Here is a 25,741-nt window from a genome sequence, read left to right as displayed (position 1 = left end):
GTCGTTGCGGATCGGGGCGCGCCGGCTCACGCGGCGCCCTCGATGAAGACGCCCGTCCAGGCCGGAAGCGCGCGGCCCGTGCCGTCCGGCGCGTTCGTCCAGACTACGCGGCCTGCGCCGAGCTCCGGGGTGAACGGGTCCGCTCCGACGTTTCCGACGAAGCGCCAGGTGCCGGTGCCGAAGCGCCAGGTGCAGTCCACGACGTCCGGGCGCGGCAGATGTGCGGCGGCGCCCCGGTAGCCGGACTTGGCGAGGGGGACCAGGACGTCCCGGCGCAGCGCGAGGAGCCGCGTCGTCTCGGCCAGCACCTCGCGGTGTGGAGAGCGCTCGCGCTCCGACCAGTCGAGGCGCGAATCCGTGAAGGTCTTCGCCTCCGTCGGGTCGGGGATCACGGAGGTATCGTCCGCGAAGGCCGCGAAGCTCTTGAACTCCCGGCGTCGCCCTTCACGCACCGCCGTGTTCAGCTCCGTGTCGGGGGCGAAATCCACGAAGAACAGGAACGGCGTGGAGGCCGACCATTCCTCGCCCATCCAGAGCATCGGGATCTGGGGCGCCAGGAGGAGCCCCGCCCGGGCCAGGTCGAGCTTCGCAGGGTCGGCGAGGTGGCTGAGGCGCTCGCCGAGCGCGCGGTTGCCGACCTGATCGTGGTTCTGCAGGAAGGTCACGAAGGCGGAGGGCGGCAGGTGACCGGACGGCTCGCCGCGGGGGTGGTTGTCGAGCGTCCTGAACGGCTCGCCCTGGTAGGCGAACCCCTCCGCGAGGCAGCGCGCCAAGTGCTCGACGGGCTTGTCGGAGAAGCTCGCGTAGTAGCCCGAATCCTCCCCGGTCAGCAGCACGTGCCAGCAATGATGCAGGTCGTCCGCCCACTGGGCGTCGTGCATGCGCGGCTTGCCGGCGGTGTCGCGCTCCAGCCACCGGGCCTGATTGGCCTCGTTCTCCAGCATCAGGTGGATCTGCCGGTCGGGGAACGTCCGGCGGACGGTCTCGCCGAGCTCCTGCAGGAAATGCGTCGGCGAATCGTCGAGGATCGCGTGCACCGCGTCGAAGCGAAGGCCGTCGAAGTGGTACTCCTCCAGCCAGTAGAGGGCATTCTGAATGAAGAACTGCCGCACCGTGTGGCCGCTCTCCCGGCCGTCGAAGTTGATGCCCGCTCCCCAGGGCGTCTGGTGCCGCTCGGTGAAGAAGGTCTTGGCGTAGGCGTTGAGGTAGTTTCCGGCCGGACCGAAGTGGTTGTAGACCGCATCGAGATAGACCATCAGGCCGAGCTCGTGGGCCCGGTCGATCAGCCGCTTGAGGTCGTCCGGACGTCCGTAGGCACCGTCCGGCGCGTAAGGCAGCACGCCGTCGTAGCCCCAGTTGCGGCTGCCCTTGAAGTCGGCGAGCGGCAGGAGCTCGATCGCGGTGACGCCGAGGTCGCGGAGCGCTGGAAGCTTCTCGGCGAGCCCCGCATAGGTGCCCTCCGGCGTCGCCGTGCCCACGTGCGCCTCGTAGATCACGGCCTCCTCGAACGGGCGCCCCTTCCAGCCAGAGTCCCGCCAAGCGTAGGCGGCGGGATCGATCACCTCGCTGAGGCCCGAGACGTCGTCCGGCTGGAAGCGTGCGGCGGGATCGGGCACCACGAGGTCGCCGTCGATGCGATAGCCGTAGCGGGCGCCCGCCCCGACGCCCGGCAGCGTGACGCGGCGCCACCCTCCCCCAGCCTTGGGGATCGCGTGATCGGCGCCGTCGACCACGAGGGTGACATCGCCCGCGGTCGGCGCCCAGAGGGCGAAGCGCACGCCGTCGCCGCTGATCTCGGCGCCAAAATCCATCGTGTGGTTGCGCCGCATGAAGCCTAGACTCTCAGGTGTTGCAAATGCGCCGGAAGGCCCCTGGGGCAGCGAGGCGACGCATCACACAAGGCCGCCCGGACGGCTCTGGTTCCCCGCACCGCAACTAAGGCGAGGATGCGCAGCGGCAATCGTCGCGGGGGCGCAACAGTGCCCGTGTGGAGCAGGTCTCCGACAGAGCCGCCCGCCCCGCCGAGTGGTCGGCCGCTCAAATCCCTGCGCCGTCGCCGGTGTCTCGCGCGTAGGGACTCGTCAGCACGAGGACCGAGCGCTCGGTGAGCGTCACCGTTGCGGTGGCCGGATAGGCCAGCCGCTCGGCCTCCGGGACCGATCCGGTCGCCCGCGCGGTGTCGAAGATCGGCGACCAGGGGCCGCCGATCACCGGGCTCAGCCGGAAGTCGCAAGGGGTCTCCCCGGCGTTCAGCAGCACGAGCAGGCGATCGCCGTCGGTGAGGTCGTTGCCGATCTGCATGCCGAAGCAGCGTCGGCCGGCATCCCCCCAGGCATCCCCCGCCATCTCGCGGCCCTCGGGGTCGAGCCAGTGCACGTCGCGCAGCGCCTCGTCGGGGTCGATCCGGCGGCCGTCGAAGAAGCGGCTGCGCCGGAGCGCCGGCTGCTCCCGCCGCAGGCGGGTCAGGTTCGAGAGGAACGCAGCGAGGTCCGGATCCGGATCCTGCCCCCAGTCGAGCCAGCTCGTCGGGTTGTCCTGGCAGTAGGCGTTGTTGTTGCCGCCCTGCGAGCGCGCGCGCTCGTCGCCCATCAGGATCATCGGCACGCCCTGCGCGAGCATCACGGTCGCCAGCATGTTGCGCCGCTGCCGGGCGCGCAGGCCCAGGATCTCCGGGTCGTCGGTTTCCCCCTCGACGCCGTAGTTGCGCGAGACGTTGTGGCCGTGGCCGTCGCGGTTCTCCTCGCCGTTGGCGTGGTTGTGCTTCTCCTCGTAGGCCACCGTGTCGGCCAGCGTGTAGCCGTCGTGGCTCGCCACGAAGTTGATGCTGGCGAGCGGCGAGCGGCCCGACGGCGCGAAGATCTCGCGGGAGCCCGTGAGACCCTGGGTCAGCCGGGCGAGCTGACCGGCATCGCCCCGCCAGAAGCCGCGCAGCGAATCGCGGAACTGGTCGTTCCACTCGCTCCAGCCGAGGGGATAGCCGCCGAGCTGGTACCCCCCTGCCCCGATGTCCCACGGCTCCGCGATCATCTTGACGCGCGCCAGGACCGGATCCTGGGCGACGGCCTGGAAGAAGGCCGCCCGGGCCGTGAAATCCTGCGGGGATCGGCCGAGGCTCGTGGCCAGGTCGAAGCGGAAGCCGGCGATGCCGTAGGCGCTGACCCAGTGCCGCAGGGAATCGAGCACGAGCTGCATGACGCGGGGGTGGGACACGTCGAGGGTGTTGCCGCAGCCGGTGCAATCGACCTCGTCGCGGGGGTTCTCGGGCTTGAGCTTGTAGTAGCTCGCGTTGTCGATGCCCCGGAACGAGAGGGTCGGCCCGGTGTGGTCGGCCTCGCAGGTGTGGTTGTAGACGACGTCCATCAGCGTCTCGATGCCGGCGGCGTTCAGCTCGCGGATCGCCGCCTTGAGACCGCCGATGCCGGCCTCGCCGAGGTAGCGCGGCTCGGGCGCGAAATAGTTGAGGGGCGAATAGCCCCAGAAGTTCACGAGGCCCCGCTCCACCAGGAACCGGTCGTCCGCGAAGGACTGGATCGGCAGCAGCTCCAGCGCCGTGACGCCGAGGCGCAAGAGATGCTCGATGATCGCCGGGTGGGCGAGCGCCGCGTAGGTGCCCCGCTCCGTCTCGGGAACCGCCGGGTGCAGCATCGTCAGCGCCTTGACGTGTGCCTCGTAGATCACCGTGCCGGAAAGCGGGTGATGGACCGGGCGCAGCGCGAGGTCCGGCACCTCGGGGGCCGTGACGACGCCCCGCGGCATGTGGATTGCGCTGTCGCGCCGGTCGATCTGGTCCGGCCGCAGGAGGCCGCGCCGGTGCCCGTAGAGGGCGTCGTGCCAGTGGATGCGGCCGTTCAGGGCCCGGGCGTAGGGGTCGAGCACGAGCTTCGAGGCGTTGAAGCGGTGTCCGTGCGCCGGGTCCCACGGCCCGTGGACCCGGTAGCCGTAGAGCTGGCCGGGCAGCACGCCGCGGAGGTAGCCGTGGAAGACGTCGTCCGTCCGGCAGGGCAGCCGGATCGTGCGGGTCTCGTGCCGCTCGCCGGGCTCGAACAGGCAGAGATCGACCGCGCAGGCGTTCTCGGAGAACAGCGCGAAGTTGACGCCGCGGCCGTCGAAATGGGCGCCGAAGGGCGCGGGCGCTCCGTCGTCCAGGCCGATCATCGAACGTCCAGCGGCGTGTCCAGGGGGTGGCGCGGCGCTATTCCGCGGCCGCCGCCGTGGTCGGAGGCTCGCGCTCGACGGTGCGGAAGTTCTCGAGTTCCGAGAGGAAGTTGCGCGCCCACCAATCCACGTCCTCGCGGGTCATGCGCTCGACCATCGGCTTCCAGCGCTCCAGGCGCTCGCTCCGCGGCATGTAGAGCGCGGTGCGGATCGCCTCAGCCACCTCGAAGCGGTCGTAGGGGTTGACCAGCAGCGCCTCGGGCAATTGGCGTGCCGCGCCGGCGAACTTCGAGAGCACCAGCACGCCCGGGTCCTCCGCGCTCTGGGCGACGATGTACTCCTTGGCGACGAGGTTCATGCCGTCGCGCATCGGCGTCACGAGGCCGACGCGGGCGGCGCGGTAGAGGCCGGCGAGGACGGGGCGCGGATAGGCCTTGGTGACGTACTGGATGGGCGTCCAGGCCGGCTCGCCGAGGCTGCCGTTGATCTCGCCGACCGTCTCGTTCACCTCGCGGGAGAGCTGCTCGTACTCGGGCACCTCCGAGCGCGATTTCGGGGTGATCTGCAGGTAGACGACGTTGCCGCGCTGGTCGGGGTTCGAGGCGAAGAAGCGGTCCACCGCCTCCATGCGCTCGGGCACGCCCTTCGAGTAGTCGAGCCGGTCGACGCCGATCAGGAGCTTGCGGGTGCGCAGGCCCGCCATGGTGTCCCGGACCACCTTGTTCGACGCCGCCTTGTCGGCCGCCTCCTTGAAGCCCGCCACGTCGATCCCGATCGGGAAGGAGCGGATGCGGGTGCGGCGCCCGTCGACCATCAGCGAGCCGCCGCCGAGGGGGATCGCCCGCAGCGTGTCGCAGAGGTTGCGGTGCAGGTTCTGGACGTCCGAGTCCGTCTGCAGGCCGATCAGGTCGTAATCGGCGATGGCGCGCAGCAGGTCGCCGCTGGCGGGCAACGAGTTGAACACGTCGGCCGCCGGCCAGGGAATGTGGTGGAAGTAGCCGATCGGGTTGGCGATGCCGAGGCCGCGCAGCTCCGATGCCAGCGGCAGCAGGTGGTAGTCGTGCACCCAGATGATGTCGTCGGGCTCGATGAGCTTGGCGAGGGTGCGCGCGAAGATGCGGTTCACCCGAGAGTAGCCGGCGTAGTCCGACCGGGAGAACGAGCCCAGGCCGAGGCGGTAGTGCATGATCGGCCAGAGCGCCCGGTTGGCGAACCCAGCGTAGTATTCCTTGTGGTCCTGGGGCGAGAGGTCGACGACCGCGTACTGGACGCGGCCGCGGTCGATCAGGGTCGGTTCCTCGGAGGGCTCGTCCGTGACGTTGCCGCTCCAGCCGAACCAAAGGCCCTCGTAGGCCGTGAAGGCCTCCTTGACCGCGACGGCGAGGCCGCCCGCGGCCACCGCCTTGCCTCCCTCTTCGGGGACAGCCACGCGGTTCGATACGATCACGAGACGTGCCACGAAGCCGGCTCCGGTCCTCTGTGCGCGCGGGCACGACGTTCCCCGCGCCCGTCCAAACGTTTCCTCAGGTGAACGCGCGGAAGCCGAGCGCGATCCGTTGGCACTAGCCAAGCGTGATCAAACCCCCGGGGTCAAGATCCAGTTTCTCCCGCCTCACGACGAAAGGCGTGGACTGTCGGTCTCGCGCGCACCTCATCCCCACCCCCTCGCCGGCCGGCTCGCCGCGACAGGACGCACCGTGCACCGCGGGGGCTGAACGCGGGCTGAGGGCATCCCGTCGCCGCCGCGGCACCCGCGCGTCTCCCTGTGGGCTCCCGCCGACCGACCGGAACCGCCCGCGGGGCACAGGGTTACCAAGCCGAGTTGATCAGCCGCATCCGAACGTCCCCCTCGGACGTTCGTAAAGACCGTCCCGCGTGAGGAGCCCGACATGGCCGCGACCGAGATCCCGAACCCCTCCGCCGCGCCGTCCGGCGACCCCGCGGCGCGGGAGGCGGCCGACTGGCGCGGCCTCAAGGGCGAGGTCGAGGGCATCGCCGACGTGGCCGCCGAGCGCGGCCGCAGCCTCATGGACGCCGCCCGGGCGCAGGCGCAGGATTACGTCGAGCGCCGCAAGGGCGACGCGGCCCAGTCCGTCAACGACCTGGCCAAGACGCTGCGCGATTCCAGTCGCACCTTCGACGACCGGCCCAACATCAAGGCGTTCTTCGACAGCGCGGCCGAGGGGCTGGAGCAGCTCGGCGGCTCGATCGAGGCGCGCAGCTTCACCGACTTCTACGAGGAGGCGGAATCCTTCGCCCGGCGCGCGCCCGTCGCCGTCGCGGTCGGGACCTTCGTGGCGGGCTTCATCGCCGCCCGCTTCATCAAGTCGTCCAGCCTGCCGGAAGCTTCGGGCCTGCCGCGGGACACCCGCCGGCACGACCGCGACGCCTTCGACTACCGCGCCTGAGGTCGTCCGATGTCGAACGGACCGAACGCCGCCCCGCCCCCCGGGCCCCCGCCCAGCAGCATCCAGGGCCTGATCGGGGACGCCCTGCGCGAGACCAACGAGCTCGCCCGCAAGGAGATCGCCCTCTTCCGGGCCGAGATGGCGAGCAACGTCCGCTCGCTGTTCGTCGGCCTCGCCTGCCTCGTCGCCTCCGCGGTCTTCGCCGTGGTGGCGCTCATCGTCCTGATCGGCGCCTTCGTGAAGTGGCTCGCCACGATCGTCGGCTCGGAATGGCTGTCGGCGCTGATCGTCGGCGGGGTGCTCCTCGTCATCGCGGTCGGCCTCGCGCTCTGGGGCCGGAGCGCCATGTCGCTGTCGACGCTGGCGCCGATGCGCACCACCCGGCAGGTCCGCCAGGATGCCCGCGCGCTCTCTGAAAGGGTTTCCTGACCATGAGCTCGATGAACGACCTCGAGCAGGACATCGAGGCGAGCCGCGCCCGCCTCGACCAGACGATCGATCAGATCCAGGGGCGGCTGACCGTCTCGAGCCTCGTGGACGAGATGCTCGGCACCGCCCGGCGCACCCCGTTGAGCGGCGTCTACGACAACGCCCTCGACGCGGTGCGGCGCAACCCGGTGCCGGTGATGATCATCGCGGCCGGCGTGGGCTGGCTGATCCACCGCATCTCGAACGACGCCGCCCGGCGCCGCGGCGACGTCCGCGCCGCCCGCGTGCCGGTGATGAACACGGGTGCCGCACGGGTCTACGACCCCGATCTCCCGACCCGGCAGCCGAGCCGGGAACTCGCCGAGGAAACACAGGTCTGAGCGTCCGCCGTCGCGCCGGCCAACCCGCTCCGGCGCGCGGGCCGACCGGCGCTTCCGCCATCAGGATCGGCTCGGGACCACAGACCAACCAGACCGACAGGAGTCAGCCATGAGTGACAACCCGAAACCCAAGACACCCGGCTCGCTCCCGGAGAACCTCGCCGCGGAGGCCGGCATGCCGGCGGGCAGCTCCGCCCGCAGCCTGCATCAGACCCCGCCGAAGGATGCACCCTCCCCGGGGAGCCTCGATCCCCACGCGCGCTCGGCCGACCATACGCTGCGGCCCGATCCGAAGGGCGCCGGCGACTCCATCGGCACGGCCGACCACGATCCCCACGCCCGCTCGGGCGACCACAGCTTCCGCCCCGATCCGACCGGCAGCCGCGATCCGCTCCCCGGCGCGGCCGCCGACCTGCGTGCGCGCGCATCCGATTATTCGGGGCAGGCCCGCGGCAAGGCCGATGACCTGGCGGGGAAGGCCCGTGACACGGCCGACGACCTCGCGGGGCAGGCGCGGGACGTGGCGGGCGACCTCGCCGACCGGGCCCGCGACAGGTTCGGCGCAGCCGCGGGCCGCGCCTCCGATCTGGCCGACCAGCTGCGGGGCCAGGCGCGGGACACGGCCGATCAGGCGCGCGACTGGGCCTCGGACGTCCGCGCGAGCGGCCGGCGCCGGGCCGAGGACCTGCGGGATCGCGGTCAGGCGCGCCTCGACCAGGGCCGCACCGCCGTCGAGCAGTTCGTGAGCGAGAACCCGCTCCTCGTCGGCGTGGTCGGCGTCGCGGCGGGCCTCCTCCTCGGCGCGCTGCTGCCGCGCACCCGCCAGGAGGACCGCAACCTCGGGCCCTGGGCCGACGAGGTCCGCGACCAGGGACTGCGTTACGCCCGCGAGTTCACGCACCAGGGCCGCGCCTTCGTGGAGCGCGCCCTCGACCCCGACAATCTGCAGGCCGCGGCCGAGCAGCCCGGCGGCCAGTCCCCCCGGCCCGGGCAGCCCGGCCAGGGTGCGCCCCGCGACGACCGGACGGCACACCGGCTCTGAGCCGACACAGACTGTCGGGCTTTGCGGGCGGCGCCTCCGGGCGCCGCCCGCTTCGTTTCGATCCGGCCCTCGGACGGAGCATCGACCGTGCGTCGAATCCAGGGTTGCGGCGTTGTCCCGGGATGAGCCCCCCCTCGCCCGCCCCCGGTCCCATCGAGCCGCTTGCCGAGCCTCCCGCCGACGACGCACCCCGCCTGGGATTCTGCTGCAAGTTCATCCCGGACGAGCCACCCGGCACCCACAAGACGCTGAAGGCCGCCAAGGACGCGGCGCTCGCCATGAACCTGACGAGCGTCACGGTGGCATACCTGCAGCGGCTCGCGCCCGATGCCGCGCGGGCGAAGCTCGGCGAGATCGTCGCGCACAACCTGGTGGCCCTGCGCCGGCAGATCACCTGGGTCGGTGCGCGCCCGCCGCTGGAGCGGCTCCTGCGCATGGCGAGCTCGGTCCTGCCCGCCTACACCCATCCGGCCGTCCGCCCCCTCTACGCCGAGCCGGAGCTCGACCGCGTGATCGAGGAGGGCTTGGCCGCCTGCGGCGCCCTCGCCCGCGCACTCGGCGTGCGCCTGAGCCTCCATCCCGGCCCGTTCTGCATCCTGGCGAGCCGCAACCCGGCCGCGCTGCAGAACGGCATCGAGGAACTCGACTACCACGCTGAGGTCATGGACCGGATGGGCTACGGCGGCGGCTGGCACCCGCACGGCGCCCACATCAACATCCACGTCGGCGCCCGGGACCCCGGCGTCGCGGGCTGGCGCGAGACCCTGCCCCGGGTGAGCCGCGTGGCGCGCGACCTGGTGACGGTGGAGAACGACGAGAACTCCTTCGGGCTCGATGCGGTGCTGCAGCTCTCCGACCTCGTGCCGGTGGTGCTCGACATCCATCACCACTGGGTCGAGAGCGGCGGCCAGTACATCGAGCCGGACGATCCCCGGATCGCCCGTGTCCGGGAATCCTGGCACGGCGTGCGGCCGGTGGCCCATGTCAGCGTCTCCCGCGAGACGGTGCTGGCCGACCACGACCCGGACCGCTTGCCGGACTTCCGGGCGCTGCGCGAGGCCGGTCATTCCTGGCGGGACCTCGCGGCGCATTCCGACATGATGTGGAACCGCGCCCTGAACGCCCTCGTCGCCCGACACCTCGCCTGGGCCGATTTCGAGATCGAGGCGAAATCGAAGAACCTCGCCTCGACAGGCATCGCCGCCGAGATCGGAGCAGCCCCGGCCCTCCTGCCGGCCGCCGCCGAGTAAGGCGGCTCGACGGGTCCGGCCCCTTTGGTTAGGCAGGGGCCATGAAGACCGCCGATTGCGACATCCTGATCGTTCCGGGCCTCGCGGGCTCCGGGGAGGAGCACTGGCAGGCCCGCTGGGCGAGCCGGCTCGCCACCGCCCGGATCGTCGAGCAGGACGACTGGCACGCGCCGGAGCCCGGCGCCTGGCGCGGCCGCATCGCCGAGGCCGTGCGGGGCGCCACCCGGCCCGTCATCCTCATCGCCCACAGCCTGGGCGTCGTCGCCTGCGTCGAGGCCGTGCCGGACTTTCCCCCGGGCGTGGTGCGCGGAGCCCTGTTCGTGGCCCTGCCGGACGTCGAGGAGACGCCGAACCTCCCCGACTCCACCCGCGCCTTCGCGCCGATCCCGCGCGACCCGCTGCCGTTCCCGAGCCTGCTGGTCGCCAGCCGGACCGACCCCTACTGCGCCTACGAGCGGGCCGACGACTTCGCCCATGCCTGGGGCTCCGCCCTCGTGGATGCCGGCGAATCCGGTCACATCAACGTGGCGAGCGGGCACGGGCCCTGGCCGGAGGGCCTGATGCGGCTCGCGGGCTTCCTCAAGACGCTGTAGAGCGTGCCCCGATGATCCGCACCGCGCTCTACGCCGGCTCCTTCGACCCGGTCACCAACGGCCACCTCGACGTCATCCGTCAGGCCTGCCGCCTCGTGCCGCGCCTCGTGATCGCGATCGGCGTGCATCCCGGCAAGGCGCCGCTCTTCACCGCCGACGAGCGGGCGGAGCTGCTGGCCGAGACCTGCGCACCGCTCGCGGCCTCGGAGGGGACGGAACTGGAGATCGCCACCTTCGACGATCTCGCGGTCTCGGCCGCGCGGCGCTGCGGCGCCACCCTGTTCATCCGCGGCCTGCGCGACGGCACCGACCTCGACTACGAGATGCAGCTCGCGGGGATGAACGGCGCCATGGCGCCCGAGGTGCAGACCGTGTTCCTGCCCGCCTCGATCCAGGTGCGCCCGATCACCGCGACCCTCGTCCGGCAGATCGCCGCCATGGGCGGGGACGTCGCCCCCTTCGTGCCCCCCGCGGTGGCCGAGCGCCTCGCCGCGCGCTTCGCCAGAGCCTGAACCCCGACCCGGAGATCCTCCCGCCCATGAACCCGATGAACCCGATGAACCGTCGTCACGTCATCCGGACCGCAATCCTCGCCCTCGCCCTCGGCGGCGGCCTCACGGGGGCGGCGCGCGCCGCCGACCAGAACACCGTCTACCTCGACACCAAGGACGGGCGGGTCACGATCGAGCTGCGGCCGGACCTTGCGCCGCGCCACGTCCAGCAGCTCAAGACGCTGATCAACCAGGGCTTCTACAACGGCCTGAAGTTCCACCGCGTCATGGACGGCTTCATGGCGCAGACCGGCGACCCCAAGGGCAACGGCACCGGCGGCTCCAGCCTGCCGAACATCCCGGCCGAGTTCTCCTCGGCCCAGTTCCGCCGCGGCACGGTGGGCATGGCCCGCTCGGCGGACCCGGATTCGGCGAACTCGCAGTTCTTCATCTGCCTCGGGGACGCGTCCTTCCTCAACGGCAAGTACACGGTGGTGGGGCTCGTCTCGAGCGGCATGGAGGCGGTCGACGCGATCAAGAAGGCGGCGCCCGGCGCTCCCGGCGGGGCCGTCCAGAACCCCGACAAGATCGTGAAGATGCAGATGGCCGAGAAGGCCCGGTAGCGGGCCCGCGCGGGTCCCGCCGCCCGAACCCTGGATTTGCGGTCCCGGCCCAGGCGGGCTAGGCCCCCTTCCGATCCACCACCGCGATCCACCACGGACGGAGACGCACACATGGCCGACACCGAAACCATCGTTCTGGAGACCACCAAGGGCCGCGTCGTGATCGGCCTGCGGCCCGACCTCGCGCCGAACCACGTCGAGCGCATCAAGACGCTCACGGGCCAGGGCTTCTACGATGGGGTGCCGTTCCACCGCGTCATCGACGGCTTCATGGCGCAGACCGGCGACCCGACCGGCACGGGCTCCGGCGGCTCGGACCTGCCCGACCTCAATGCCGAGTTCAACAGCGAGCCGCACACGCGCGGCACCTGCTCCATGGCCCGCACCAACTTCCCGCACTCGGCGAACTCGCAGTTCTTCATCTGCTTCGACGACGCGCGCTTCCTCGACAAGCAGTACACGGTCTGGGGGAAGGTCATCGAGGGCATGGAGGTGGTCGACACGATCAAGCGCGGCGAGCCCGTGCGCGATCCGGACCGCATCGTGAAGGCCACCGTCGCGGCGGCCTGAGGCTCACGCCGGGCCGAGGCGCTCCAGCAGCGCCTCGGCGCGCGCCAGGTCCTCCGGCGCGTTGACGTTCAGGAACGGGTCCACCGGCTGGTCGGGCCAGGCGACCGGGACGGCGGCGTGGCGCGCGAGGTAGGCGCCGACCCGGCGCTCGTCCCGCTCCACCAGGGCGGCCCGCAGGTCGTCGCGCAGGTCCACCGACCACAGCGCCGTGGTGAAGTGCCGGCGCTCCCCCGAGGCCGCGACCGCGATCGGCGCATCGCCCCGCGCCGCGTCGAGGCGGGCGACGAGGTCGCCCGGCAGGAACGGCGCGTCGCCGGTCACGCTCACCATCTGCGCGGCGTCCGGGTGATGGGTCCGGGCGTAGTCGAGGGCCGCCAGGATGCCCGCGAGGGGACCGGGATGGCCCGCGACCCCGTCCGCCACCACCGTGCCCGGGAAGGCGAAGCGGGCGGGATCGCCGTTCCCGTTGAGGATGAGCCCCAGCGCGCATTGCGGGCCGAGGCGGGCCGCGACGCGGTCGAGAAGGCGGACGCCCCCGAGGGAGCGCAGCGCCTTGTCGCCTCCGCCCATGCGCCGGGACAGGCCGCCCGCCAGGATGACGCCGAGGGTCGGGCGCACCGGCGGGACCCTACTCGATGACGATGCGGGGCGCCGCGCGCCCGGCCGGCGCGCCCGAGAGGTTCGCCCAGAGCTGGCGGGCGATGGCCCGGTAGCCCTGCGCCGGCGGGCCTTCGGGATCGGTGGCGACGACCGGCCTGCCGGAATCCGAGGTCTCGCGGATCGTCATGGTGAGGGGCACCTCGCCGAGGAACGGCACGCCCAGGCGCTGGGCCTCGGCGCGGGCGCCCCCGTGTCCGAAGATGTGCGAGGCGTGTCCGCAGTTCGGGCACACGAAGGTCGCCATGTTCTCGATGACGCCGAGGATCGGCACCGCCACCTTCTTGAACATGGTCACGCCCCGGCGCGCATCGATCAGCGCGAGGTCCTGCGGGGTGGAGACGATCACGGCGCCGGACAGCGGCGTCGCCTGCGCCATGGTGAGCTGCGCGTCGCCCGTGCCGGGGGGCATGTCCACGAGCAGCACGTCGAGCTCGCCCCAGGCCACCTCGCGCAGCATCTGGGTGATCGCGGACTGCACCATCGGCCCGCGCCAGATCATCGCCGACTCGGGTTCGATCAGGAAGCCGATCGACATCACCTTGAGGCCGTAGCCCTCCATGGGCTCCAGCACGCGGCCCTCCAGCACCCGCGGCTTGCCCGACAGGCCGAACAGCTTGGGCACCGAGGGGCCGTAGATGTCGGCATCGAGGAGGCCGACCTTCAGCCCCTGCCCGAGGAGCGCGAGGGCGAGGTTGCAGGCGGTGGTGGACTTGCCGACCCCGCCCTTGCCGGAGGCCACCGCCACGATGTGGCGCACGCCCGGCAGCTGCGGGCCCTGGTTCGGCGGGGCACCGGGCCCCGGCGGCACCGGCCGCGGCGCGGCCGCCGACTGCGCCGGCATGTTCGGCCCGCGCTCCGAGGTGAGGCTCGCGAACACGCCCGAGACGCCCGGCATGGCGAGCACCCGCCCCTCCGCCTCGCGGCGCACCGCCTCGAACCGCTCCGCCTCGCTCGGGTCGATCAGGATCGAGAACATCACCCGGCTCGTCGGGTCCACGACGACCTGGGAGAGGCGCCCGGATCCCGGCAGGGTGGTGCCGGCGGCATCGACCGTGACGCCCGCCAGCGCCCTCATCACGTCGTCGCGGGTGATCGCCAAGGGGAACTCCTCACCGGTGGTGCGGCCCTGCGCTCGGGCCGTCCTGCGCCATGCAGGCCCCCGCCATGTAGACCCTGCGGCCGCAAACGCGAAGGGCCCCAGTCCGGAACGCCGCGGGGCCCGAATCGGGGCCGGCGGCGCGGTGCCCGAGGGGTTTCTATAGGAGTCCCGGAGTGCGCAAATAACGCTCAACCACAGAATTGGTAATAGTCCTTGGTAAAAACTTGTCCTTTCTGGTCGATTTGCTGAGACAGCAAAGCAACACGTAGGTCTCCGCGTTGCGGCCAAAGATCGATCATCCTTGCATGTCTTCGCGGCGGAATGATCGGTTGGCGGCCTCATCGAGAAAATGCGCGCAGCCGAGAAGGCTCGCACAAAAGGGGGATCGGAATGTTCAGGAAGCGCGCGGCCGCCGTTCTCGGCGGCCTTCTCCTCGGCTGCGCGAGCGCCCAGGCCCAGCAGGGCTACTTCACCCGCTACGTCGCCTTCGGCGACAGTCTCACCGACAACGGCCGCATCCCGCGCGAGGTGAACGGCTACAGCCCGCCCGAACTCCTGCAGGGGACGTGGCGCATCTTCGAAGGGGGCCGCTGGTCGAACGCACCGAACTACTTCGAGGTGGTACCGGGCCGGATCGGCGTGCCCTACCGGGCGGGTGACGATTACGCTGTCGGCGGTGCGCGCCTGATCCGTCAGGCGCCCGACCCGTTCTCGTCTCCGGCTTTCGCCTGGGGCCTGCCGGACCAGATCGACCAGGCGCAGGCGCGCATCGGCCAGTTCGGTCCGCGCGACCTCGTCAACGTCTGGATCGGCTACAACGATATCACGCCCGTCGCCGTGAACGTCGGCGCGACGCCGCAGCAGAAGGCGGACACGGCCGCCTTCGTCGTCGACAACACGGTCGGGGCGATCAACCGCCTCGCGGGTCTGGGCGCACGACAGTTCGTGGTCTTCAACCAGAAGACCGATCGCGCACCCGAATTCGTCGTCCCGGGCTTAGGGCCCGTCAATCTGGGCAGCAACGAGATGTCCCTGGCCGTCAACGCCGCGCTGCCCAACGCCCTCTCGCCCCTCTCCGCCCGGGGCCTCAACATCCACTACTTCGACGCGGCCGGTGTGATCGCCCGCCTGCGCGCCGACCCCACCGCCTACGGTTTCGGTCCAGACGCCCTGACGCCTTGCACCCTGGTGCAGGCCTGCGTGACGAACGGCACCGCCAGCAACGGTGCCCTGGAGAACCAGCGCATCCTGGTGGATGGCGCGCACAACACGGGCCGGACCAACACCTGGATCGCCCAGTTCCTGGCCAACCAGCTCAACGCGCCGCTGACTATCGGGCCGCAGGGTGAGCTCGGCCAGGCCGCCGGCCTCGCCTTCGGCTCCGCCCTGATGGGCCGCCTCAACGCCGAGCGCCGCCGCAACGCCCTGCCCACCGTCCCCGGCCAGTACGCCGCCGACCTGCCGAACCGCGCGCCCCCGACCCTCATCCCCGTCCAGGTCGGCAGCCCGCTCTCGCTGTTCGCGCTGGGCACCTACGCGGCCCTCGACCGCACCGCGCAGAACACCGCGCAGGGCAGCCTGGGCTCGACCTACGGTGCCGATTTCGGCGGCGTCACCGCGGGCCTGCAGTACCAGGCGACCCCCAACCTCGTGATCGGCGCCGCCTTCAACTACCTCAACACGAGCGTGGACCTGCGCGGCCTCTCGAACGGCCGGATCGACCTCGACAGCTTCCAGGGCGGCCTCTTCGCCTCCTACACCGGGCCGAACCTGTTCCTCGACGGGGCCGTCACCTACGGCTCCAACCGCTACACCCTCGACCGACCGGGCGTGATGAACGACCGCATCGGCGCGCGGCCCTCCGGCGACACCGTGACGGCCTCGGGCCGGGCCGGCTACCTGTTCGACCTCGGCAGCTTCCGGGCCGGGCCGATCGCCGAGATGAGCTACGCCAACGTGCACGTGGGCGCCTACCGCGAGAGCGGCGACCCGCTGCTGACCATCGGCGTGCGCGGGCAGCGGCTGGAGGGCCTGACGGTGGGCGGCGGCCTGCAGGTGCGCACGCTCCTGCCGGTCCTCGGAGGGGCGGTCTCGCCGTTCGTGAACCTGACGGCGCAGCACGATGTGCTCGACGGGGTGCGCACGGTGTCCTCGTTCCAGACCTACGCGCCGGCACTGCTGATCCGCACGCAGACGGGGCGGCTGGGCGACGACGTCTACGGGCGCGTCTCGGGCGGGCTCGACATCGACCTCGGGCGGGGCCTCAGCGGCGTGGTGACGGGCTCCACGAGCTTCGCGCGCTCGGGTGGGGACGACCGCACGGTGTCGGCGGGCCTGCGCTACCGCTTCTGAGCCTGCGACCCGGGCCGGGGCGCCGCGAAACCATCGCGGCGCTCCCTCGTTGTCGACTCGACTTACGGGCAGGCCGCATCCGGGGGGACGCACCGGCGCCCCGCACCTGCCGTTCGGACGAGTTGGAGAGATCACCCCATGCACCAGGGCAACCACCGCGATCACGAGGGCGCCAAGAAGCTGTTCGAGCTGATCAAGGACGTCAAGATCGCGATGATGACCACCGCGGATCCGGACGGGAAGCTCTACAGCCGCCCGATGTGGAACAACGACGCCGACGAGAACGGCGACCTGTGGTTCTTCACCAAGCTGCATTCGCCCAAGACCGCCGAGATCGGGCGCGACAACCAGATCAACCTCGCCTACGCGGACCCCTCGAACCAGACCTACGTCTCGATCGCCGGCAAGGCCGAGATCGTGCGCGACCAGGCGATCATCAACGACAAGTGGCAGGAGAGCCTGAAGACCTGGTTCCCGAACGGGAAGGACGACCCGGAGGTCGCGCTGATCCGGGTCCATCCGGAGAAGGGGGAGTACTGGGACAGCCCCAACAGCACGATGGTCCACCTCTACGGCTACGTGAAGGCGACGCTCACGGGCGAGAGCCCGAAGACCGAGACCAAGAAGGTCGACCTCGCCTGACGCGGGTCCGCCGGGCGGGCGCGTAGACGGCGTGCCCGCCCGGCACCGTCTCGTGAAAAAATAGTGCGGCCGCGCCCCTGGTTTCGCGGCCGTTATGCTTTAGCTTCACGGGGCCGGCCCCTCAATCACCGGCCGTCCGCGCCTGCCGATCCGCTCGACTAGCCCTTGGCGTTTAGATCGGCGGGCGCGGATCGTTGTCCGGCGGCGCCCAATCTCACGGCGCTTGTCTTTCAGCGCTTGGTCTCCGGCGCTGGCCCGCGCGAGGGTTGCCTCCCCCGATGCTCGATATCGCGACCCGGGTCTACAACCACAATTTCCGGATCGACCCGATCGTCCGCTCGCTGCTCGACACGGACTTCTACAAGCTCCTGATGGCGCAGACGATCTTCCGTCGCCATCCCGACGTCGCCGTCACCTTCGGCATCCAGAACCGCACGCGGCGCATCCGCATCGCCGACGAGGTCGACCCCGGCGCCTTGCGCGAGCAGCTCGACCACGCGCGCACGCTCCGGCTCAGCCGGGGCGAGTCCACCTGGCTGCGCGGCAACACCTTCTACGGCGAGCGCCAGATCCTCTCGGCCGCCTTCATGGACTGGCTGGAGGCGTTCCGCCTGCCGGAGTACGAGCTGGAGGCCCGCGACGGGCAGTACGTGCTGACCTTCCACGGGCCCTGGATCGAGACCACGATGTGGGAGGTCCCGGCGCTCGCGATCCTCAACGAGCTGCGCTCGCGGGCGACGCTACGCGGCATGGGGCGCTTCGAGCTGCAGATTCTCTACGCCCGGGCCATGGCCCGGGTGTGGGAGAAGATCGAGCGCCTGCGGCGCCTGCCCGACCTCTCGATCGCCGATTTCGGCACGCGGCGGCGCCATGGCTTCCTCTGGCAGGACTGGTGCGTGCAGGCGATGCAGGAGGGCCTGGGCGCGGGCTTCCTCGGCACGTCGAACTGCCTGATCGCCCTGCGCCGCGAGGTCGAGGCGGTGGGGACCAACGCCCACGAACTGCCCATGGTCTACGCGGCCCTCGCGGAGGACGACGCGGCGCTCGCCCGGGCGCCCTACGAGGTCCTGCGCGACTGGCAGCAGGATTACGCCGGCAACCTCCTCGTCGTCCTGCCCGACACCTACGGTACCGCCGGCTTCCTGGCGGGCGCGCCTGACTGGCTCACGGCCTGGACGGGCATCCGCATCGATTCGAAGGATCCGATCGAGGGCGGCGAGGAGGCGATCGCCTTCTGGCGGAGCCGCGGCGCCGATCCGGCGACCAAGCTCGCGATCTTCTCGGACGGCCTCGACATCGACGCGATCGAGCGCATCCATGGGCATTTCCACGGCCGCATGCGGATCGGCTACGGCTGGGGGACGCTGCTGACCAACGACTTCCGCGGGCTCGCCCCGGGACAGGGCCTCGACCCCATCTCGATCGTCTGCAAGGTCATCGCGGCCGACGGGCGCCCGGCGGTGAAGATCTCCGACAACCCCACCAAGGCGATCGGGCCGGAGGCGGAGGTGGCCCGCTACAAGCGGGTGTTCGGGGTGGGCGAGCAGGCCGCGCAGGAGGTGCTCGTCTAGGTCGCGAAACCCTGACGTCCGGCACCGGTGAGCCGGACCACGGTCAGCCTTTGCGGAGACGACGGGTTCCGGATGGCGCGGTTCGACCTGACGGAGGCGGCGCGGGCGGTCACAGTCCGGCCTCGCCGCGACGCGGTTTCCGGCTGCGGGCCTGAGCGCTCGGCAGCGCGTCCGGCACCAGGGTCACGCTGACCGGGTTCGGCGTGTGATCCAGGGCGGCGCCCGTCGCGGCATCGACGCCCATGCCGATCGCACCGCCAATTAGGATGTTGCCCGCGAAACCGGCGGCTCCCTTGCCGACAATCTTGGTCCGGACCGGCACCGTCTGCGGCCGATAGCCGGGCTTCGTGAAGGTGACGTCGAACTCGTCCGAACGATCGACCGCTAGGGAGCAGGGCGTCGCGGGGCACGCATAGTGCCTGTTCGTGACCATCTGAGCGCCGGGCGGCTCCGTCAGGAACGACATCTGCTCTGTGATGCCGCGCGTGATGCTTCCGCACGCGCCGACGCTCGCGGCGAGCAGCGCCGCGGCAACAAGTCGAACTCTCATGTGCACCCCCCGGCGCCGCGTCGTTGCGCGGCTCACTTATGTGTAAGGAATTTGTTCTCCGGGCAATCCTGATGATCGTCAGGGCGCGTTGATCGCGGGCAACTGTGCTCGGTTCTACACAGGAACTCGACGGGCAAGATCAATATATCTCGGTCCCAGGCTCGGCTCGCGCACGGCAAGGCCGCCCTCGAACCAAACCCACCCGCGGGAGCTCCGGGCGTTTGGGACCGCACACCTAGGGAGCCGGCGCCGTCCGGGACCCCCGCCCCGCCTGGTGGAGCAGCAGGTTCATGATCAGCGCCGTCCAGCCGGTCTGGTGGGAGGCGCCGAGGCCGCGCCCGGTGTCGCCGTCGAAGAACTCGTGGAACAGGAGCTCGTCCGGGCTGCCGTGCGCGGGGGCCTGCGCCCCATGGTAGGGCCTGCGCCCCGCCGCGTCCCGCGTGAACAGGCCGATCAGGCGGTCCTCCAGCGCGTCCGCGATCGCATCGAGCGTCAGGTGCCGGTCCGAGCCCGTGGGATACTCGACCAGGAAATCGTCGCCGTAATAGGTGTGGAAGCGGCGCAGCGCCTCGACGATCAGGTAGTTCATCGGCATCCAGACCGGCCCGCGCCAGTTCGAGTTGCCGCCGAACATGTTCGAGGTCGAATCGGCCGGGTCGTAGTTCACCGAGAATGAGGCCCCGAACGCGTCGAGCACGAAGGGCTGCGCCTGGTGGGCCTTCGACAGCGAGCGCACGCCGTGCTCCGACAGGAACTCCGCCTCGTCGAGCATCCGCCGGAGCAGGGCCTTCATGCGGTGCCCGCGCAGCAGCGAGAGCAGCTTGCGGTCGCCGACGCCGCCCTCGTTCCAGCGGGACACCAGGCGGGCGAGGTGCGGACGGTTCTGCAGCACCCAGTTGAGGCGGCGGGCGAAGTCCGGCAGGCGCTGCAGCACGGTCGGCTCGATCACCTCGACGGCGAAGAGCGGCACCAGGCCGACGATGGAGCGGACCCGGAGCGAGACCATGCGCCCGTCCGGCATGTCCACCTCGTCGTAGTAGAACTCGTCCTGCTCGTCCCACAGGCCGAAGCCCTCGCCGCCCATGTCGGTCATGGCCTCGGCGATCAGGAGGAAGTGCTCGAAGAACTTCGACGCCGTGCTCTCGTAGACGTCGTTGTGGAGCGCGAGCTCGAGGGCGATGCGCATCATGTTGAGGGCGTACATCGCCATCCAGGCTGTGCCGTCCGCCTGGTGGACGACGCCGAAGCCGGGGGGCGGGCGGGAGCGGTCGAACACGCCGACATTGTCGAGGCCGAGGAAACCGCCCTGGAAGACGTTGCGCCCCTGCGCGTCCTTGCGGTTCACCCACCAGGTGAAGTTGATCAGGAGCTTGTGGAAGACGCCCTCCAGGAAGGCGAGGTCGCCGCGCCCGCCGCGCCGGGCCCGGTCGATCTCGAACACCCGGTACGTGGCCCAGGCGTGGACCGGCGGGTTGGCGTCGCCGAACTCCCACTCGTAGGCGGGCAGCTGCCCGTTCGGGTGCATGTACCACTCGCGGGTCATCAGCAGGAGCTGGCCCTTGGCGAAGTCCGGGTCGAGCACCGCGAGTGGCAGGCAGTGGAAGGCGAGGTCCCAGGCGGCGAACCACGGGTATTCCCAGGCGTCCGGCATCGAGAGCACGTCGGCGGCCGCGAGGTGGCGCCAGTGGATATTGCGCCCCTCTGCGCGCTCCCGCGGCGGGGCCGGGAGCCCGACATCCCCGTCGAGCCACAGGCGCACGTCGTAGCGGTAGAGCTGCTTCGTCCAGATCAGCCCGGCGGCGGCCTGCCGGAAGATGCGCTGGCGGTCCGGGTCCTCGATCCCGTCCTGCAGGAGCTCGTAGAAGGCGTCGGCCTCGGCGATGCGCCGGCGCAGCAGCCCGTCCTCCGCGTCGACCGGCCGGAAGGTGCCGCCCGCGCAGAGGCGCAGACGGACGGTGGTGCTCGCCCCGGCATCGAGCCGGAGGGCGTAGTGCAGGCCGACCTTCGTGCCGGACGCGTCCGACACCGCGCCCGCGTCCCCGTCGACGATGCGGGCGTGCAGGCCGTCCTTGAACGGGCCGGCGGCGTCCGGAAGGCCGCCGTGCAGGCGCAGGTTGGTCTCGTTCTCGCAGAACAGGAGGTCGGGCTCGCCCGCGTAGGAGAGCCCGTAGCTGCCGAGGCGCGGATGCTCGCAGGCGACGCCGCCGCGACCGCGCAGCAGCACCGGGCGCGCCGCGTCCGCCTGCCAGGCCCAGGTGTTGCGGTACCAGAGCTGCGGCACGAGGTGCAGCTCCGCCGCCTCGTCCCCGCGGTTCACGGCGGTGACCACCATGTGGATGTCGTCGACGTCGCCCTTCGCGTACTCGACCGTGACGTCGAAGTAGCGGCCGCCGTCGAGCGCGCCGGTGTGCTCCAGCTCGAATTCCGGCTGGCCCCGGCCCCGCCGCCGGCCTTCCTCATGGAGCCGGTCGTACGGGAAGGGCCCGTGCGGGTAGCGGTAGAGGAGCTTCAGGTAGGCGTGGCTCGGGACCGCATCGAGGTAGTGGTAGACCTCCTTGACGTCCTCGCCGTGGTTGCCCTCCCCGTTGGTGAGGCCGAACAGGCGCTCCTTGAGGATGTGGTCGCGCCCGTTCCAGAGGGCGAGCGAGAGGCACATCAGGCCGTGCTCGTCGCTCAAGCCCGCGAGGCCGTCCTCGCCCCACCGATAGGCACGGGAGCGCGCCTGGTCGTGCGTCAGCGAGCGCCAGGCGTTGCCGTCCGGGCTGTAATCCTCGCGCACTGTGCCCCATTGCCGCTCGCTGAGGTAGGGCCCCCAGTGCCGCCAGGCGCGCTCGCCCCGCGCCTGCTCGGCGATGCGCCGCCGCTCCGCCCAACGATCCAGATCGTCCACGATGACCCCTTCCGCCGCGCGCGATGGACCCGCGGCTCATGCATCTTCGACGCCAAGGTCCCGGGGCCGGGCGCGCGGAATTTCGGTTCGGGGCGGGCTTGTGCGCGGCGCGCGGATGGGCTCACTCCGAGCGACGACCGACCCTGCCCGAGGCTCCCATGCGCATCGACCTGAACAGCGACCTCGGCGAGGGCTACGGCCCCTGGACCCTCGGCGACGACGCCGCGATGCTGGACATCGTCACCTCGGCGAACGTCGCCTGCGGCTTCCACGCGGGCGACCCCGGCATCATGGTGGAGACGGCCCGGGTCGCCAAAGCCAGGGGCGTGGCGGTGGGGGCGCATCCGGGCTTCGAGGACCGCCAGGGCTTCGGGCGCCGGCGCATCCCCCTGACCCCCGCCGAGATCGAGCACAGCGTCGCCTATCAGGTCGGCGCCTTCGCGGCCTGCGCGGCGCTCGCCGGGCACCGGGTCACCTACGTCAAGGCGCACGGCGCCCTCGCCAACCTCGCGAATGCCGACGACGCCGTCGCGGCCGCCGTCGCGCGCGCGGTGCGGGGCGTCGACCGCGACCTCATCCTGATGGTGATGCCGGGCCTGCCGGCGGAGCGCGCGGCGCTCGACGAGGGGCTCGCCACGGTCCGCGAGGTCTATGCCGACCGCGCCTACGCGGATGACGGCCAGCTCGCCTCCCGCGCCCTGCCGGGCTCCGTCCTGTCGGACGCCGATGCGGCCGCCGCCCACGTCCTGCGCATGGTCGAGGACGGTGCGGTGACGACCCTCTCGGGGCGGCGCCTCCCCCTCGCGGTGGACACGGTCTGCGTCCACGGCGACAGCCCCGGCGCGGTCGCCATGGCCCGTGCGGTGCGCGCCGCGCTGGAGGCGGCCGGCCACACCCTCGCGCCCTTCGCGGGCTGAACCGCGCGAGCCTCGCGCCTTCGCTTCTCAGCCACTTTCACGCGCCCGTGAGGAACGCGGCCCGTCGAGGGATCGTTTGGGCCTGCGCCGCCGTTCCCGTGTTGCGACGCGCAACGCTCGATGGAAGCGACGCGGGGCGCGAGGCGTGGCGTAGCGGGACGGACCGGCATGGCGAGCAAGACGACCGAGGAGGGGCCGCCGGTGCCGCCGCGACCGACGCGGATCGCCGCGGCCGAGACGCCCAAGGCCGCCATCGTCTCGCCGGTCCTGGTCGGCGGCGTGATCATCGCCGGCCTCTACTTCGGCCGCGAGATCCTGATCCCCATCGCCATCGCGGTGCTGCTCTCGTTCGTGCTCGGGCCGCTGGTGGCCCTGCTGCGCCGGCTGCGGCTGGGGCGCTTCCCGTCCGTGGCGCTCTCGGTGCTGCTCACCCTCGGGGTCGTGGCGGCCCTGGCGACGCTGATCGGCGTGCAGCTCGCCGACCTCGCCGGTGACGTGCCGCGCTACCGCGACACCATCGAGCGCAAGGTCGAGGGCCTGCGCGACAGCCCGGCCGGGCGCCTCACCGACTACGTCGCCAATATCGGCCGAGCGATCCACAGCGCCGGCAGCGAGGACCCAGCCAAGGATTCCTCCAAGGATCCCGGCAAGGATGCCGGCAAGGCGCAGCCCGCGCCGCCCTCCGCCGCGCCGCCCGCGGAGGCGGAGCGCAAGCCCGTCCTCGTCGAGATGAAGCCCCACCAGCCCGGCCCCCTCGAGCTCGCCGGCACGCTCCTCTCGCCGACCCTCCAGCCCCTCGCGACCGCCGGCATCGTGTTCGTGGTGCTGCTGTTCATCCTGATGCAGCGGGAGGACCTGCGGGACCGGATGATCCGCCTCGTCGGCTCGCGCGACCTCCACCGCACAACCCTCGCGATGGACGACGCCGCCCGCCGCCTCAGCCGCTACTTCGTCGTACAGCTCGCGCTCAACACCGCCTTCGGGCTCGTCATCGGCGTCGGGCTCTACCTGATCGGCGTGCCGAACCCGGTGCTGTGGGGCATCTTCTCGGCGCTGATGCGCTTCGTGCCCTACATCGGCGCCTTCCTGTCGGCGCTCCTGCCCCTCGGCGTGGCGGCGGCCGTCGACCCGGGCTGGAACATGGTGATCGCCACCGCGCTCCTGTTCCTGATCCTGGAGCCGCTTGTCGGGCACCTCGTCGAGCCGATGCTCTACGGGCACTCCACGGGGCTCTCGCCCTTCGCGGTCCTCGTCTCGGCCCTGTTCTGGACCTGGCTGTGGGGGCCGGTGGGGCTGCTGCTCTCGACCCCCCTCACCGTCTGCCTTGTGGTCCTCGGCCGCCACGTCGACCGGCTCGAATTCCTCGACGTGCTGTTCGGGGACCGCCCCGCGCTGACGCCCGTCGAGAACTTCTACCAGCGCATCCTCGCCGACGATCCCGAGGAGGTGCAGGAGCACGCCGACCTGATCCTCAGGGCCTGCTCGCTGTCGGCCTACTACGACGAGGTGGTGATCCGCGGCCTGGAGCTTGCCGCGCGGGACGCCGCCCGCAACGTCCTCTCGGCCGAGCAGAAGTCCGGCATCCGGACCGCCCTGGCCGACCTGATCGAGGACCTGGCCGACCGCGAGGACCGCACGCCCGATCCGCGGAGCCCGGCGGCCCGGCTCCTCGGCGCGGAGGGCGACGTGCCGCCGGCCTGCGGACGCGAGCCCCTCCCCGCGGACGCGCCGACGCCCGAGACGATGCCGGAGATCTGGGCCCGGGAGGGCGCCGTGCTCTGCGTCGCCGGCCGCGGCTTCGTGGACGGCGCGGCCGCCGCGATCCTCGCCCAGCTCCTCGCCAAGCGCGGCTTCGGCGTGCGGGTGGTGCCCTTCGCGGAGCTGGCCCGGGCGCGCATCGATGCCTTCGATCCCGGCCCCGCCCGCATGGTCTGCATCATATCGCTCGCCATCAGCGGCGAGCCCGCTCACCTGCGCCGCCTCGTGGCGCGGCTGCGCGGGCGCGTCCCCAACGCGCGGTGCGTGGTCGGGCTCTGGCAGGCGGACGACGCGATCCACACCGACGAGGCCCAGCGCGCCGCGCTCGGGGCGGACGACCACGTCGTCTCCCTGCGCGCCGCCGTCGAGGCCGCGCTCGCGGCCGCCCGGGCGGACCGGGCCGGCGTCGCCCCACCCCCGGCACCCGCCTCGCCCGCGCGCGCCCTGGTCCCCGCGGGCGAGTGAGCGCGCCCGGGGCTTGACGGACCGGCACCCGACCCGGTTTCGTCCCCGGGCCGCCGTGCCGGCCGGCCGACCGAGGGGGCCCAGATGAGCGTCGTAGACCTCGCAGCGTTCATGGATGATCTCGCCGAGCGGTCGGGCCAGGCGATCCTGCCGTTCTTCCGGACCCAGCTCGGCCTCGACGATAAGGCGTCGGGCGGGGCGCCGTTCGACCCTGTCACCGAGGCGGACCGCGCCGCCGAGGTGGTGCTGCGCAACATGATCCGCGCGGCGCTGCCGGGCCACGGCATCCTCGGCGAGGAGTTCGGTTCGGAGCGCCTCGACGCGCAATGCGTCTGGGTGCTCGACCCGATCGACGGAACCCGGGCCTTCATCGCGGGCCTGCCCACCTGGGGCACCCTGATCGGGTTGAAGAAGGACGGCGTCGCTGTGCGCGGCCTGATGCACCAGCCCTATCTCGGCGAGCGCTTCGTCGGCGATTGCGGCAGCGCGCGCCTCGTCTCGCCCCGCGGGACCCGGACCCTGCGTACTCGCCGCTGCGAGGATCTCGGGCGGGCCATCATGGCCACGACCGATCCGCGGCTGTTCACGGAGGGCGCGGAGGCGGAGCGCTTCGCCGAGCTCGAGGGGCGCGTCCGCCTCTCCCGCTACGGCACCGATTGCTACGCCTACTGCATGCTGGCCGCGGGCCAGATCGACCTCGTGGTCGAGAGCGGGCTCAAGCCCTACGACATCGTCGCCCTGATCCCGATCGTCGAGGGGGCGGGCGGCGTCGTCACTGCCTGGGACGGAGGCCCGGCGACGGAGGGCGGCCGCATCGTGGCGGCCGGCGATCCCCGCCTCCACGAGACGGTCCTGCAGCACCTCAATCCCTGACGGCCGGTGCGCCGATCGATGCG

Annotated in this window: 22 protein-coding genes; 15 read left to right on the top strand and 7 right to left on the bottom strand. The window is 71.6% G+C overall.

The window, feature by feature from the left end; translation table 11 throughout:
* Positions 1-26 precede the first annotated feature (26 nt).
* The 3 genes from treZ to ACLBXP_RS10095 all read right to left on the bottom strand — a co-directional run bounded on the left by treZ (position 27) and on the right by ACLBXP_RS10095 (position 5,614).
* Positions 27-1,829, bottom strand: a complete 1,803-nt coding sequence (gene treZ, locus ACLBXP_RS10105) for a malto-oligosyltrehalose trehalohydrolase (protein WP_447667511.1) — start codon at positions 1,827-1,829, stop codon at positions 27-29.
* Positions 1,830-2,037: 208 nt separating this feature from the next.
* On the bottom strand, positions 2,038-4,155 hold the full coding sequence (glgX, locus tag ACLBXP_RS10100; RefSeq protein ID WP_447667510.1) for a glycogen debranching protein GlgX: 2,118 nt from the start codon (positions 4,153-4,155) through the stop codon (positions 2,038-2,040).
* Between the two features lie 37 nt (positions 4,156-4,192).
* A complete protein-coding gene (locus tag ACLBXP_RS10095) occupies positions 4,193-5,614 on the bottom strand; it encodes an alpha,alpha-trehalose-phosphate synthase (UDP-forming) (protein ID WP_447667509.1) in 1,422 nt (473 codons plus the stop codon).
* 430 nt (positions 5,615-6,044) lie between these two features.
* Between ACLBXP_RS10095 and ACLBXP_RS10090 the strand changes: the two genes are divergently transcribed.
* The 9 genes from ACLBXP_RS10090 to ACLBXP_RS10050 all read left to right on the top strand — a co-directional run bounded on the left by ACLBXP_RS10090 (position 6,045) and on the right by ACLBXP_RS10050 (position 11,941).
* A complete protein-coding gene (locus ACLBXP_RS10090) occupies positions 6,045-6,563 on the top strand; it encodes a hypothetical protein (protein WP_447667508.1) in 519 nt (172 codons plus the stop codon).
* A 9-nt stretch (positions 6,564-6,572) separates the two neighbouring features.
* Positions 6,573-6,992 carry a phage holin family protein gene (locus ACLBXP_RS10085; protein WP_447667507.1) on the top strand — a complete coding sequence of 140 codons (420 nt, stop codon included), beginning with the start codon at positions 6,573-6,575 and terminating at the stop codon, positions 6,990-6,992.
* A gap of 11 nt (positions 6,993-7,003) precedes the next feature.
* The gene (locus ACLBXP_RS10080) at positions 7,004-7,372 is read left to right on the top strand and encodes a DUF3618 domain-containing protein (RefSeq protein ID WP_447667506.1); all 369 of its coding nucleotides are present in this window, start codon (positions 7,004-7,006) and stop codon (positions 7,370-7,372) included.
* Positions 7,373-7,481: 109 nt separating this feature from the next.
* Positions 7,482-8,414 carry a hypothetical protein gene (locus ACLBXP_RS10075; protein ID WP_447667505.1) on the top strand — a complete coding sequence of 311 codons (933 nt, stop codon included), beginning with the start codon at positions 7,482-7,484 and terminating at the stop codon, positions 8,412-8,414.
* A 122-nt stretch (positions 8,415-8,536) separates the two neighbouring features.
* Positions 8,537-9,664: a UV damage endonuclease UvsE gene (locus ACLBXP_RS10070; protein ID WP_447667504.1), complete on the top strand. Its 1,128-nt coding sequence runs from the start codon at positions 8,537-8,539 to the stop codon at positions 9,662-9,664.
* A gap of 41 nt (positions 9,665-9,705) precedes the next feature.
* Positions 9,706-10,257: an RBBP9/YdeN family alpha/beta hydrolase gene (locus ACLBXP_RS10065; protein WP_447667503.1), complete on the top strand. Its 552-nt coding sequence runs from the start codon at positions 9,706-9,708 to the stop codon at positions 10,255-10,257.
* Positions 10,258-10,268: 11 nt separating this feature from the next.
* Positions 10,269-10,769 carry a pantetheine-phosphate adenylyltransferase gene (coaD, locus tag ACLBXP_RS10060; RefSeq protein WP_447667502.1) on the top strand — a complete coding sequence of 167 codons (501 nt, stop codon included), beginning with the start codon at positions 10,269-10,271 and terminating at the stop codon, positions 10,767-10,769.
* A gap of 44 nt (positions 10,770-10,813) precedes the next feature.
* Complete coding sequence (locus tag ACLBXP_RS10055) at positions 10,814-11,371, top strand: peptidylprolyl isomerase (protein WP_447667728.1); 558 nt, start codon at positions 10,814-10,816, stop codon at positions 11,369-11,371.
* A gap of 111 nt (positions 11,372-11,482) precedes the next feature.
* Positions 11,483-11,941, top strand: coding sequence for a peptidylprolyl isomerase (locus tag ACLBXP_RS10050; RefSeq protein WP_447667501.1), 459 nt, complete (start codon positions 11,483-11,485; stop codon positions 11,939-11,941).
* Positions 11,942-11,944: 3 nt separating this feature from the next.
* Here ACLBXP_RS10050 and mobA read toward each other — a convergent pair whose 3' ends face one another.
* Positions 11,945-12,559: a molybdenum cofactor guanylyltransferase MobA gene (gene mobA, locus ACLBXP_RS10045; RefSeq protein ID WP_447667500.1), complete on the bottom strand. Its 615-nt coding sequence runs from the start codon at positions 12,557-12,559 to the stop codon at positions 11,945-11,947.
* A 10-nt stretch (positions 12,560-12,569) separates the two neighbouring features.
* Complete coding sequence (locus tag ACLBXP_RS10040; RefSeq protein WP_447667499.1) at positions 12,570-13,700, bottom strand: Mrp/NBP35 family ATP-binding protein; 1,131 nt, start codon at positions 13,698-13,700, stop codon at positions 12,570-12,572.
* A gap of 390 nt (positions 13,701-14,090) precedes the next feature.
* On the opposite strand from ACLBXP_RS10040, the gene ACLBXP_RS10035 reads away from it, so the two are divergent.
* The 3 genes from ACLBXP_RS10035 (at position 14,091) to pncB (ending at position 18,265) form a co-directional block, all read left to right on the top strand.
* On the top strand, positions 14,091-16,052 hold the full coding sequence (locus tag ACLBXP_RS10035; protein WP_447667498.1) for an autotransporter domain-containing protein: 1,962 nt from the start codon (positions 14,091-14,093) through the stop codon (positions 16,050-16,052).
* A 138-nt stretch (positions 16,053-16,190) separates the two neighbouring features.
* Complete coding sequence (locus tag ACLBXP_RS10030) at positions 16,191-16,694, top strand: pyridoxamine 5'-phosphate oxidase family protein (RefSeq protein ID WP_447667497.1); 504 nt, start codon at positions 16,191-16,193, stop codon at positions 16,692-16,694.
* 278 nt (positions 16,695-16,972) lie between these two features.
* Positions 16,973-18,265 carry a nicotinate phosphoribosyltransferase gene (pncB, locus tag ACLBXP_RS10025; RefSeq protein WP_447667496.1) on the top strand — a complete coding sequence of 431 codons (1,293 nt, stop codon included), beginning with the start codon at positions 16,973-16,975 and terminating at the stop codon, positions 18,263-18,265.
* A gap of 109 nt (positions 18,266-18,374) precedes the next feature.
* On the opposite strand, the gene ACLBXP_RS10020 is transcribed toward pncB, so the two are convergent.
* Together ACLBXP_RS10020 and ACLBXP_RS10015 are read right to left on the bottom strand one after the other, a co-directional pair.
* Positions 18,375-18,731, bottom strand: coding sequence for a translation initiation factor 2 (locus ACLBXP_RS10020; RefSeq protein ID WP_447667495.1), 357 nt, complete (start codon positions 18,729-18,731; stop codon positions 18,375-18,377).
* Between the two features lie 319 nt (positions 18,732-19,050).
* Positions 19,051-21,705 carry an MGH1-like glycoside hydrolase domain-containing protein gene (locus tag ACLBXP_RS10015; protein WP_447667494.1) on the bottom strand — a complete coding sequence of 885 codons (2,655 nt, stop codon included), beginning with the start codon at positions 21,703-21,705 and terminating at the stop codon, positions 19,051-19,053.
* A gap of 158 nt (positions 21,706-21,863) precedes the next feature.
* Here ACLBXP_RS10015 and ACLBXP_RS10010 point away from each other — a divergent pair, with 158 nt between their 5' ends.
* From ACLBXP_RS10010 to hisN, 3 genes are all read left to right on the top strand, one after another.
* Complete coding sequence (locus ACLBXP_RS10010; protein WP_447667493.1) at positions 21,864-22,622, top strand: LamB/YcsF family protein; 759 nt, start codon at positions 21,864-21,866, stop codon at positions 22,620-22,622.
* A 168-nt stretch (positions 22,623-22,790) separates the two neighbouring features.
* Complete coding sequence (locus ACLBXP_RS10005) at positions 22,791-24,845, top strand: AI-2E family transporter (RefSeq protein ID WP_447667492.1); 2,055 nt, start codon at positions 22,791-22,793, stop codon at positions 24,843-24,845.
* Between the two features lie 84 nt (positions 24,846-24,929).
* Entirely contained in the window at positions 24,930-25,718 is a 789-nt protein-coding gene (gene hisN / locus ACLBXP_RS10000; protein ID WP_447667491.1) for a histidinol-phosphatase, read from the top strand.
* Positions 25,719-25,741 lie beyond the last annotated feature (23 nt).

It is taken from the genome of Methylobacterium sp. A54F (assembly GCF_053346035.1).
The sequence above is the reverse complement of the archived record's forward strand: the minus strand, read 5'-3'. Positions and strand labels throughout refer to the sequence as shown.